Annotated in this window: 10 protein-coding genes; 2 read left to right on the plus strand and 8 right to left on the minus strand. The window is 39.0% G+C overall.

Annotated elements, in window-relative coordinates:
• Positions 1 to 159: 159 nt before the first annotated feature.
• Positions 160 to 795, plus strand: a complete 636-nt coding sequence (locus H5158_RS08675; RefSeq protein WP_182739853.1) for a hypothetical protein — start codon at positions 160 to 162, stop codon at positions 793 to 795.
• A 54-nt stretch (positions 796 to 849) separates the two neighbouring features.
• Here the strand turns inward: H5158_RS08675 and H5158_RS08680 are convergent, their stop codons facing one another.
• The 7 genes from H5158_RS08680 to H5158_RS08710 form a co-directional block, all read right to left on the minus strand.
• Entirely contained in the window at positions 850 to 2,091 is a 1,242-nt protein-coding gene (locus tag H5158_RS08680; protein ID WP_182739854.1) for a hypothetical protein, read from the minus strand.
• Complete coding sequence (locus H5158_RS08685; RefSeq protein WP_182739855.1) at positions 2,088 to 2,825, minus strand: anti-sigma factor domain-containing protein; 738 nt, start codon at positions 2,823 to 2,825, stop codon at positions 2,088 to 2,090. The genes H5158_RS08680 and H5158_RS08685 overlap by 4 nt, the downstream gene beginning before the upstream one ends.
• Positions 2,810 to 3,358 (minus strand): sigma-70 family RNA polymerase sigma factor, encoded by a 549-nt coding sequence (locus tag H5158_RS08690; RefSeq protein ID WP_182739856.1) that lies wholly within the window; start codon positions 3,356 to 3,358, stop codon positions 2,810 to 2,812. Before H5158_RS08690 ends, H5158_RS08685 begins: the two co-directional genes overlap by 16 nt.
• Positions 3,359 to 3,422: 64 nt before the next feature.
• Positions 3,423 to 4,505: a hypothetical protein gene (locus H5158_RS08695; RefSeq protein WP_149983120.1), complete on the minus strand. Its 1,083-nt coding sequence runs from the start codon at positions 4,503 to 4,505 to the stop codon at positions 3,423 to 3,425.
• Positions 4,489 to 5,331: a hypothetical protein gene (locus tag H5158_RS08700; protein WP_182739857.1), complete on the minus strand. Its 843-nt coding sequence runs from the start codon at positions 5,329 to 5,331 to the stop codon at positions 4,489 to 4,491. The genes H5158_RS08695 and H5158_RS08700 overlap by 17 nt, the downstream gene beginning before the upstream one ends.
• A gap of 49 nt (positions 5,332 to 5,380) precedes the next feature.
• On the minus strand, positions 5,381 to 7,387 hold the full coding sequence (locus H5158_RS08705; RefSeq protein WP_182739858.1) for a hypothetical protein: 2,007 nt from the start codon (positions 7,385 to 7,387) through the stop codon (positions 5,381 to 5,383).
• Between the two features lie 77 nt (positions 7,388 to 7,464).
• The gene (locus H5158_RS08710; RefSeq protein ID WP_145234779.1) at positions 7,465 to 7,761 is read right to left on the minus strand and encodes a DUF4144 family protein; all 297 of its coding nucleotides are present in this window, start codon (positions 7,759 to 7,761) and stop codon (positions 7,465 to 7,467) included.
• A 79-nt stretch (positions 7,762 to 7,840) separates the two neighbouring features.
• Here H5158_RS08710 and H5158_RS08715 point away from each other — a divergent pair, with 79 nt between their 5' ends.
• Complete coding sequence (locus H5158_RS08715) at positions 7,841 to 10,357, plus strand: EAL domain-containing protein (protein ID WP_182739859.1); 2,517 nt, start codon at positions 7,841 to 7,843, stop codon at positions 10,355 to 10,357.
• Here H5158_RS08715 and H5158_RS08720 read toward each other — a convergent pair.
• Positions 10,336 to 11,145 (minus strand): DUF2797 domain-containing protein, encoded by an 810-nt coding sequence (locus H5158_RS08720; RefSeq protein WP_149983115.1) that lies wholly within the window; start codon positions 11,143 to 11,145, stop codon positions 10,336 to 10,338. The genes H5158_RS08715 and H5158_RS08720 overlap by 22 nt on opposite strands.
• Positions 11,146 to 11,193 lie beyond the last annotated feature (48 nt).

Here is an 11,193-nt window from a genome sequence, read left to right on the forward strand (position 1 = left end):
AATATCATTTTTATCACTGTAAACGATATGCGTTAAATCAATATTAAAGGCGTGTTCATGATAGTAAGCTTTTTCTTTATTTGTAATAAATAAACTGTAATTGTTGTAATTGCTGGGTTAGAGTTGTGTTGTTTATTTAATAATTTAAAGTTGATGAAAATGAAGTGGCTATTAGTTAGTTTTTTTTCTTGCTCTGCATTTGCTAATACAGCTATTAACTCCCTTTCTTTTGAGGATGATGCGTTTAAAGATTGTATCAAAACAACAGCAAGTGATAATCAATGGCGTTATGTAGAAGAGTTTATTGCTATAAAATGTCATGGAATGGGTATTGATAATGCGCAAGAGCTTAACCAGTTTATAAATTTACAGTCGTTGTCTTTGTTTAATAATAATTTGCAGTCCCTAGATCTAAGGAAACTATCACAGCTAACATTATTAAATTTAGCGAATAATGATTTGCACTTACTACAAATTAACTCTTTGAATCAGTTGGAAAAACTTTATTTATTTAAAAACCAACTTATTACGCTCGACATGTCTGGTTTAAGTTCGTTGCATACTGTAAGAATGATGCAAAATCAGCTTAAAACGCTCGATATATCAGCACTGAAAAACTTAAATACGGGCTATTTTTTCGATAATAAACTTGTTGACCTGCAAATTAATGGCCTCGATAAACTTGAATTTTTAGATGTTCGCCAAAACCCGATGCCAGATGCCCTCTACGACTTTTACGATGAGCAAGAAGGTGTAGTAATTAGTCATGATGGCAATGCTGATGATTGGAAGTAACCACAGTGATTACTTGGATATAAGCGCAATAAAATAGTGAGCTTATATCCTAAACTAAAAGTTATAAGAGGCCGATACTTCAACTGTAGATAAGTCAAAGTTTGCGATATTCGAGTATAAACCTGTGTCTTTTGCTTGGTAATAAGCGGCTAATAACTTAAATTCCCATTTACGAGAATAACGCCACGCCAGCTCTAAATCGAGCTCATTGCCTAGCTTTTTATTATTAGCAAGAGATTCAAAGCTATGAGCTACTAACTTCCAACGTATTTTAGCTTTACGACCAGCGTATGATAAATAAGTGTCGCTCAAGCCAGCTAATTCATCATAGCGGCTAAATACATCTGCCCACCCTAAAAATTTATGGTTAGTACCTAAGCTAGTTTGAAAGGCGGTGTTGTTATCATCGCCTAAATATTCATAGCCAACGTCTAATCGGTGACTGCGATATTGAACACCTAGCTCCGCTAATAAATACCATGCTTGATAATTTTTAGGATTGTTGGTTGCATCTTTTTGCCATGCTATTTCCGCACTGTAGTTATATTTCAGTTGATCAGGTTTTGCTGCGCCTTCTAAGTGCAGCCCCAGTGTGTTTGATGAAAACTCGGCTGCAGTTTTATTATCCACTAAGTAAGCGAAGCTACTAATTGTTACATTAGGATTGAACTTATAGGAAAGATTAATCAAGTGACTATTATGCTGATGATTGCCAAGTTCGCTAGTTGGTCGTATTAGAGTCTCTGGATATCGAGAATCGGAGCTGGGTAACCGAGCGATACTGTGATCTCCAAAAATACGATGAACTTTGTTTACATAGCTATAGTTAAACTGCCAGTTAAAACCATTTCTATATTGCAGTGTTGCAGCATCAAATGTTTGATCGTTTTGCCAATATGCAGCGTTGCCAACATGGCGTTCATTATCAAAGCTAATTACTTGGCGGCCTACGACTGCTCGCCAATCGACCAAAAACTGCCACTGCAGATTAAGTTGATTAAGCTCACCTCCAGGTGGATCAGGAATAGGGGCGTGATCATTAAAGTAAGTGATGGAGTTATAGCTATCTTTATCCAATGCCCAAACATAATCATATTGACCAAACAAGGTTAGTTCATAGTCTGTTATGAAACTGCCCTCAACACGTGTCAGTAGGGTTGTTGCTTTGGCATTTTTAAGAGATTGATCGTTTACTTGCTGGTGGCGCAAACGAAAGCTCGCATCATATTCAAATGTGTTGGACATTGCAGAGCAGGAATAGCCAATCAAAGTGATAGTTAAAATTAGTTTGATCATGAATTTTCCTGCCAGCCAGCCATTCTGATACAAGGACCTTTAGAGACTTGTACGCCCATTGGCTCACCAATGGACGAGCCACCCTTTTCTTCTAAAGTAAGTAGTAAGTTTTCAGAGTCTTTAATTAAGCGCCACTCAGGTTCGCTAAGAGGGCGATTAAATACATTACTGGTAGTAGGAATAACACCTAAACTTCGTACCTGTTTATCTGTTTTTGAGGTCACCCATAGTTCTAAACTCATTTCATTAGGGACTGTTGGTGTATCAATAAGCTCAATGGATAGGGTACGGCTATTTCCATAAGTCGCTGCAACCAATTGTGGTTGCTGATTTGTATCATTCATAACAGCCAAGTAGCTAAGTGGATCGGTTTTATCTTTTGGTTGCAATACGAATAGGGCTAGTGCTAAAAAAAATACAGACAAAGCGCTCGTTGCTTGATAAAAGCCAAGGCCAAACCAGTTATGAAAACTACTTTTGGTTTTTTGATTAAACTGTAATTGCTGTTCAATCGCTTTTAAAGTGGTTTTTTTTGGCGAAATCTCAGGTGTTTTATTATTTAGAGGGGCAAATTTTTGTTCCCAATAATCTATTCGTTGGTCTAATGCTGTGTATTGCATTCTTAAACGTGAGATCCGCTTACGAACTCGTATTGGTTGTGTACCGAGCACATATTGCTGTGCAAGGTGCTCTATTAACGCTTGGTTTTGATAACGTTTTATTGTGCTAGGCATTGTTGTAACCTCGTTAATCCTCGTTTTAACCAAGACTTCACTGTATTTAACGGCTTCTTTAATTTAATTGCGATCTCATCACGGCTAAATCCATGATAGTAAGCCATTAAAACACTGTCTCGTTGTAACTGCTCTAATTGATTTAGACAATCTTCTAGCTGTTGTCCTATATCGCACAATAACGTTGTAGCTTGGTCGTTAGTTGTGAAGTGCTCTTCGTCTTCATTTGTATCGGTTGTTAGTTTACTTTCAACACGTCTGTTTTCACTACGAATTCGATCGTAACATCGGTATCTAACGATGGCCGCCATCCATGTGAAAGGCTCTGCTTTGGCTGCTCTAAACTCATTAGCGTTATACCAAATCTGCACGAAGGCTTCTTGTAGAATTTCGTTGGCATTGTCTCGATTATTTAAAATTCGATATGCAATACTGAGCAATTTACCAGACGTTTGTTCGTACAGATTTCTAAATGCTTGCTGATCCCGCAAAGCGACTTTAGCAATCAAGTCAGGTAGGTTTTCTTTATTCATATTAATTTTACCTTGGCTCCATTTAAAACGGAGTATACAGCGCTTTAAATGGAGCCTGTTAGAGCTAAAAATAGAAGTGTGTTTGTAAAAATAACTTATCGTTATTTCGTTGTTTAAACTGTGGAATACTATCTGCGATCCGCACCCCTGCTCTTAACTGTATATGGGATATTGGCGTATATTCACCAATTAAAGAGAAGCGGGTTTCTTGGTCTTCATCAATATCAGTATTAGGATCAAAATACTCTGAAGTTAGCTTTATATTGACCCCTTGCTGCCATTGATAGTTGATTTCAAATAGGCCAACAAGTTGGCTATTATCAACGCCATTTTGTTGTGTCTTGATCCAATCTAATTCACTTAAAAGCGTAAAATCAGCAATAGTATAGGCACCGTATACGTTTAGTATTTTTTGTTGTGATGTATCACTGTCATTTAACACCAAGGTGCTGCCAATCCGCATATTGTCAAATAGATGCTCACCGCGAATACCATATAAAAATTTATTGTCGTCATTACTGACCGAGCTGGTGCCATTTGATACGAATATATTAACCGTTGTTTTTGTGTAATCTAGCCCAACTTCTATACCGTTATCGCTGCTATCAAAGTTAAACCCAGTGGCTTGTCTAACATAAGCAGAATCATCTTCGAGACGAATACCAAAGGGGATATACATTTTGCCCACTTTTATAAAGTGGTTATTTTTAAATTTATACATGGCAAAAGCTTCGCGGTTTACAGCCGCACCCGGTGCGATTTGCTGGTCAAGATAAAAAGTCATTCCCAGCTCTTTTGCGCTTAATGCTAAATAAAGTTGCGCGGAGTCAATTCTAAACGAGGCATTTTCACTTTTTACGTCGTTTTCATCTTTACTGTATTCTAGGTTACTACGGAAATTTCCGCCTAGTTGTAAATAGTCGCTAATTTTTCCTATATCTGCAGAGCTTAATTTTAGCTGGTCAACGGGCAGCATTGCATGACCATATAAATTGCCAAAGCTGGTTCGTAAACCACCACCGTTAGGGTTCACATGACAGGTGCCACACTTTAGATTATTTTTATAGGCTATATAAGGTTCCGCTAGCACTGGTAAACTAAAACCAAAAGTGGCGATGACTAAAAAGAGTTTAAAAACGTGTTTCATAATTGAATGCTCCGCCTGGTTGACCATCAGAATTACCGTCTAATTGTTGCCCAAAAGTACTCATAACAGAGCTCAATGAGTTGTCATTTATTATCAATTTTAATGCTGTCGGGGTTGTTGGTTTTTGAATTTTTATATTTACTAATCGATTGCTTTTCCATATCAGCTCATAGGGTTCAGATAACGGCTCTTTATCTTGGTATATCAAAATTTGATCAGCAGTTAGTGTTGATTTGTCTACATCAACACTAAAATTAATATTTATTTCTACAGTGTTTTGAATGTTTTTTTGATTGATACTGGTAATAAATAAAGATGCATTATTGACCTCAATATTTGCACCGTTATCAATCCATTGACCAATAGCTGCGATGCTTTCATTTGACAAAGCAGGCTGATTAAGCGGCATTCTGTTCCCTGCTCGCGGATCACCCATCACTTTTAAATAAATGAAGCTGTTTTCTTTATTTCCAGGGGTAACTCTTAAAAATTCAGAGTTACCAATTGCTTGCACATTTATTAGATTTTTAGCCGTGTTGTCTAAAGTATCAAACTGCAATCCATAAGGAGCGTTTGCACCCGAATGGCAGACAGAGCAAATAGGTGTAAAAATAGTTTCCTGTAACAAGCTAAGTGTTGCGGCGTTGTTATCATTTTCAGGTGGGATAGGTTTGTTTACATCATCATCAGGATCAGCAGAGGGTTTATCACCGGTTGCTTCAGGTGGTAACTGACCATTGGCATTTAAGGAGCTACCATCGCCAGCACCACACCCAGTAAGTGTTTGTAACAGCAGCAAACAAACAATAAAGAATTGAAATTTCATTATTAAAAACCTTATATAAGCCGGATAGAATCCGGCTTTTTATTGTTTATTATTGACGAGCTAGAGGCCATTGCGCGTAGTCACCAAAGGTGTCGCCCTGCTTGCTATCTGCAGTAAAGAAATAAAGCGGTTTACCTTTATAAGCCCATTGACGTTTTTTACTACCGTCATCTTCATTGCGCTCTATAATGCTAAATAAGCCAGTTGCTTGATCATTGTCATTGGCATAAAGAGGCGGCCATGTAGTTGCACAGCTGCCCATACATGTAGATTGCCCTGAGTCTGTCACATCAACATCAAAGGTATATAAGGTTAAGTTGTTTTGTGCCTCTGCATTTTTACCTAGGCTATTTTCTGTCGGGGAGTTGGCAACAAAGAACGTGCCTTTACTAGCGTGGTTAAGTAAGCGAACAGGAGCTGGACGTGCAACGTACCAAACATCGCCTACGCCTTCACCAGCCGTTGTTTGCGCGTCAGTATCAGGCGTAAAGAAGTAAAGCGGTTTGCCATTTATAGCCCACTGTTTGAAGCCATCAGCTCTATCGATAATGCTGTATGGCCCGTTCGCTTGGTCTTCGCTATTTGCAAGCAGGGGTGGCCATGTATCAATACATTGGTCGGAATTACAATTTGAGGCGTTGATGTCATCAACGTTAAATATATATAAAGCAAAGTCTGATTTATCTTGTATTGTAGGCATGAGTTTACCGTTATCATCCCTTAACAGGACGAGCACATTGCCAGATACTGTAACGCTTTGCCCTAGGTTTGTTTGCTCTTGCTTAAATTGCGTACTCGCAACTGACGGAGCTTTATCAGCCGCAGGGGTAATAACATGCCAAACACCGCCTAAACCATCGCCATTAGTTTGCCCTTTAGCAGTGTCGTTTTTAAAAAAGTACACAGGTTTAGTTTTGTATGCCCACTGCTTGAATCCATCTGTACGGGTAAACATTGTAAAATCACCAGTGGCTTTACTTTGCTCATCCGCTAAAAAGGGTGGCCAAGTAACGGCGCAATCATCATTGCAGTTTGATGTGTTATCAGCGTCGTTATCAAAAGTATATAACGTGAATTGATCGAGATTAGCTTTGCTTGCTTTATCAGCTTCGGGTATTAATACTTCTCCATTAGCACTAAGCAGGGTTCCTGCATCATTAGTTCTGAACGTTGCAGGTTCAGTGGTTGCTAAGTGCCAAACGTTGCCAAGGTTATCGCCAAGTTTGTCATCTTTAGTTTTATCATTAGCAAATAAATATAATGGCTTTCCATTATAAGCCCACTGTTTTAGCTCACCACGTTCAACTAACGACAGCTTACCGTCGATATGAGCGCCAGCATCAGCCATAACCGGGGGCCATGTATTAACACAGTTATCACTGGTGCAATTGGCTTTATTCAGTTCGTCTAAATCAAATGTGTATAAGCTAAATTGATCTTTATTGACTCGCGCGAGCTCTAATACCTCAGAGGCAGACGTTGCACTCACTACAACGCCATTAGCCATTAGCTGAGTAGAATTCATTGCAATTGGATTAGGGCGAGATAAATGCCATATATTATTTAAACCATCTCCATTTGTATCGCCTTCGCTGCTGTCATTGGCAAACTGGTATAGCGGATGACCATTCCATGCCCATTGAAAAGTACCATCGTTACGCTCAATAGTCGAAAACTGCGCATTTTCAGGGCGTTGTTGGTCTGCAAGCAAAGGAGGCCATATTGCTGCAAAGCTACTCTTATCATTGCTTTTACCTGCTTCGGCACCTTGCTCTGCATTACAGTTCGATTTATTTTGTGAATCATTATCAAAAAGATAAAGAGATAAGCCAAGTTCACTGATAAAGATAGTTCCCTTTTCATCCAGTGTTACCATTTTTGGTATTACGGATTGTTCAGGAAATTCAATGCTACTTGGTTTGGCCGGCGGGGTTACCGGTGTAGAAGTCGCTGGTGGGGTTTGCTGTTCTTTATTGTTATCGCTACCACCACACGCGACTAAACTCATGGATAAAACGGCTGATGCAACTAAACGTGCTATTTTACTAATTTTCATTAATTACTCTCTTAATTATTATGTATCGAAGAGCAATTACGCGTTTTAGCTAAAAAAGTTGCAGTAAAAAATTATTTTTATTTTATTCCTAATAGATCAAATGCTTGGGGAGCTGTTAGGCTGGTTATTTTAGTTAAGCAGCAGTGTCCTTCTTGTGCTAAGTGCTGCGTTACTCTGCGAGCTAACTCTATATTAGTCAGCGGTGTTGCAAGGTTAAATGCTAAATCAAAATATTCGCCTTGTTTATTCAATATCACACAGTGCTGCTGTTGTTCAGCGGTTAAACTGTGTAGATAGTCATTTAAATCCCGTTGTTCATTAATAATTTCTAGCTCGTTGTCACTACATATCAAGTAAGGGAAGTAAGTATGCATGTATTTATTGTCCTGTATCAAATAGCGCGAGCAATATAATAATATAATTATAGTTCGTATTATACTAAGGACGAATATTATGAAACAAACTCGCCACCCTCAACAGGTATCAGATATCTTTTCAAGGAAATTAGTATGTTGTTCCACCGATACCTCTTTAGTTGATGCTGTACGGTTGATGCAGGTTCATAATATAAGTGCAATTTTTATAAAAAAACGGCAAGAAATCGTTGGTATTTGGACTGAAGCAGATTGCATTAAACTAGATTTTACTGACAGCAACCTTAAACATATTGAAATTCAAAGCGTAATGAGTAGCCCGGTATTGAAAATCTCCTGTCAGCAATTACTGTGTGATGCTGCGCTTATTTTTTATCAATACAGTGTTCGTCATTTATTAGTTGTGGATGATGATGAGCTACCATGCGGCGTTATTAGTATTAGTGATATTGTACGTAATCAAGGGCTTGATCACTATTTACAATTTAGACCAATCAAAGAGCAATATCATAAAGATGTGTTAGTGGTACCTAGTTATTTGACGCTCAGTGAAGGCGTTGAAATGATGCGCGAGCGAACCGCCCAAGTTATTTTAGTGTATAACCAGCAGCAAGACGAACATGGCATTATCACCCAGCGAGATTTACTGCATTTGATCGTCGAACCCGATAGTAATGCGTCATGTTGGAGTTTTGCAAGTCGGCCCTTGTATCGGGTAAGCTCAAAAAGCAGTTTATTCGATGCATATCGGTTAATGTCTACTAACAATGTACGCCATTTAGTGGTCAGTGACGATTTGGAGATTAAAGGGGTGCTCGCCATTGAGCATCTTGTTAATGAAATAGAAAGCGCTTATTGCAGTGATCTTGAAAAAGTACTTGAACAACGTGATATGGATCTTCAGCATTCACAGCGTAATTTGTATCTCGCGAATAAAATAATTGATGCGTCACTTGATGGTATTATGATCACCCAACAAGATGGTGTGATCATGCAAGTTAATCCTGCTTTTACCGCCCTTACTGGCTATCAAGAATATGAAGTGGTCGGCAAACACCCTAGAATTCTAAGCTCCGGAAAGCACGGTAAAAATTTCTACGTAAAAATGTGGCAATCCATTACCCAAACTGGTGTGTGGCAAGGGGAAATATGCAATCGTAAAAAAAATGGTGATTTGTATGTTGAATGGCTAACTATTATTGCTATCCGCGAGCCAAATGATGATGAGCTAGTGTATGCGGCGATTTTTAGCGATATCACTGAACGTAAAACTGCAGAAGACAAAATCGTTCAGTTAGCTTATTTTGATGAGCTAACTGGCTTGCCTAATAGGCGCTTATTTAATGACAGGTTAACTATGGCATTAGCTGCTGCACATCGTAATAATGACATGTTAGCAGTGATGTTTATTGACCTAGATCGGTTTAAGGAAATCAATGATAGCTTAGGGCATAGCGCTGGGGATGAGTTATTAAAAATGGTGGCAATACGGCTGCAAAACGTATTATGTGAAGGTGATACTTTAGCACGTTTAGGTGGCGACGAATTTGTGGTGCTGTGCGAGATTGAAGACATTAGCGCTGTGATTAGTTTAGCCGATCAAATTTTAAATAACTTAAACACTCCTTTTCAGCTCGAAGGGCTTGAGGTAGGCGCGACAGCATCAATCGGTGCAGCGGTCTATCCTGATGATGGTCTCGATAGTGAAACTTTACTAAAACATGCTGATATTGCCATGTATCGCTCTAAAGAAGTGGGTAGAAACTCATTTCAGTTATTTAAAGCATCGATGAATGCACGCTCTTTAGAGCGCTTGGCGATGATGAGCCGGTTTCAATATGCGCTCGAAAATGATGAATTTGAACTATATTTTCAGCCTAAACAGTGTTTAAGAAGTAAAGCTATCAAAGGTGTTGAAGCACTCTTACGTTGGCAAGATCCCGCGCTTGGCATAATATCGCCTGCACAGTTTATTCCATTGGCGGAAGAACTAGGTCTAATTGTAAAGCTGGATCTCTGGGTGCTCAATAATGCAGGAATGCAATTGGCATTATGGCAACAACAAGGAATAACGGCTGGTCGGTTGGCAATTAATATCTCAGCTTGCCATCTTAGTCAGGGAAGTTTATCAAGTAACGTTGAAAAAATGCTCCAGCGCTATAATTTATCGGGAAATTGTCTTGAAATAGAGTTAACTGAAAGTAGTTTTATTAGCTCGTTTAGTCAGGCGAAAAGAGAGTTGTGGCAACTTAAAAAAATGGGCATACAGATTGCGCTAGATGACTTTGGTACCGGCTATTCGGCACTGAGTTACCTTACAAAATTACCCATAGATACATTAAAGATAGATGCCAGCTTTATTGCTAAAGTACCCGATGAATACGGTAATAGTGAGATTGTTGCCGCGATAGTGGCAATGGCGAATAGTCTTAATTTACAAGTTATCGCTGAAGGGGTTGAAAAGCTTGCCCAGTATAGTTACTTATTGGATTTAGGCTGCGATGTGATCCAAGGCTATTACTATTGCCGCCCGTTAACGCAGCGGCAATGGTTTGAATTTTATCAGCTGCAAAATCAACCTACGGTGATATCGTAAGAAGTAAATTTACGAATGTTGATAACGCCAGTATCAAAGATCAAGTACTGGCCTTTAATACCGTTTAAAATACCACTGACGACCGGTTCTTTATCAAAATTAAATGAACTGATTTTGGTTGGGTAGGTAGTAACTGGAAACTCTAATTCAACCACTTCTTCATCAAGTTGTTCTATCGCTGTAGCACCAAAGAGCTCTGCAAGTTCATTTAGTTTATCGGCAATTTGTGGAATAAGTTCTGCCGCAGCAGCTTTTAAATCAAGGACATCGCTTTGTCCTTTGAGCATATTACGCCAATTGGTTTTATCGGCAATAAATTGTGCTAAGGCAACTTCAACTAATCCTGATTGTAAGCGCGTTTGTACTTTGAATATTGGCAGTGCTTGCGTTGCACCTTGATCAATCCAGCGGGTTGGAATTTGTGTATGACGGGTGATCCCCACTTTCAGCCCTGACGTGTTCGCAAGATAGACATAATGTGGGATCATACAGTTTTCTTCGCCCCACTGTGGCTCACGACAAGTACCTTGGTCAAAGTGACATGTTTCAGGTTTCATAATACACATATCGCAGCTAGCAAGCTTACGCATACATACAAAACAATGACCTTGCGAGTAACTTTTTTTGGTTTTTTTACCGCAGCTAGAACATACAATAGCGCCATTAAAAGTCAGTGTAAGTTGCTTGCCAATATAGGCATTAAGATCGACCAACTCATCACCCACAGGCAAATGATACTGAATCGGTTGTGTTAGCGATGATTTTAATTTTTTGATAGTGCCTTGCATCTTTACGCCCCTAAAGATGTGAAAAAGAGGATTCTATCAGTAATCCTT

Source organism: Pseudoalteromonas sp. SR45-6, from assembly GCF_014163545.1.
Classification (GTDB): domain Bacteria; phylum Pseudomonadota; class Gammaproteobacteria; order Enterobacterales; family Alteromonadaceae; genus Pseudoalteromonas; species Pseudoalteromonas rhizosphaerae.

Excerpts from the sequence above, each read along its gene's own strand:
- H5158_RS08675 (WP_182739853.1), top strand. The coding sequence starts at position 160 with ATGAAGTGGCTATTAGTTAGTTTTTTTTCTTGCTCTGCATTTGCTAAT.
- H5158_RS08680 (WP_182739854.1), bottom strand. The coding sequence starts at position 2,091 with ATGATCAAACTAATTTTAACTATCACTTTGATTGGCTATTCCTGCTCT.
- H5158_RS08685 (WP_182739855.1), bottom strand. The coding sequence starts at position 2,825 with ATGCCTAGCACAATAAAACGTTATCAAAACCAAGCGTTAATAGAGCAC.
- H5158_RS08690 (WP_182739856.1), bottom strand. The coding sequence starts at position 3,358 with ATGAATAAAGAAAACCTACCTGACTTGATTGCTAAAGTCGCTTTGCGG.
- H5158_RS08695 (WP_149983120.1), bottom strand. The coding sequence starts at position 4,505 with ATGAAACACGTTTTTAAACTCTTTTTAGTCATCGCCACTTTTGGTTTT.
- H5158_RS08700 (WP_182739857.1), bottom strand. The coding sequence starts at position 5,331 with ATGAAATTTCAATTCTTTATTGTTTGTTTGCTGCTGTTACAAACACTT.
- H5158_RS08705 (WP_182739858.1), bottom strand. The coding sequence starts at position 7,387 with ATGAAAATTAGTAAAATAGCACGTTTAGTTGCATCAGCCGTTTTATCC.
- H5158_RS08710 (WP_145234779.1), bottom strand. The coding sequence starts at position 7,761 with ATGCATACTTACTTCCCTTACTTGATATGTAGTGACAACGAGCTAGAA.
- H5158_RS08715 (WP_182739859.1), top strand. The coding sequence starts at position 7,841 with ATGAAACAAACTCGCCACCCTCAACAGGTATCAGATATCTTTTCAAGG.
- H5158_RS08720 (WP_149983115.1), bottom strand. The coding sequence starts at position 11,145 with ATGCAAGGCACTATCAAAAAATTAAAATCATCGCTAACACAACCGATT.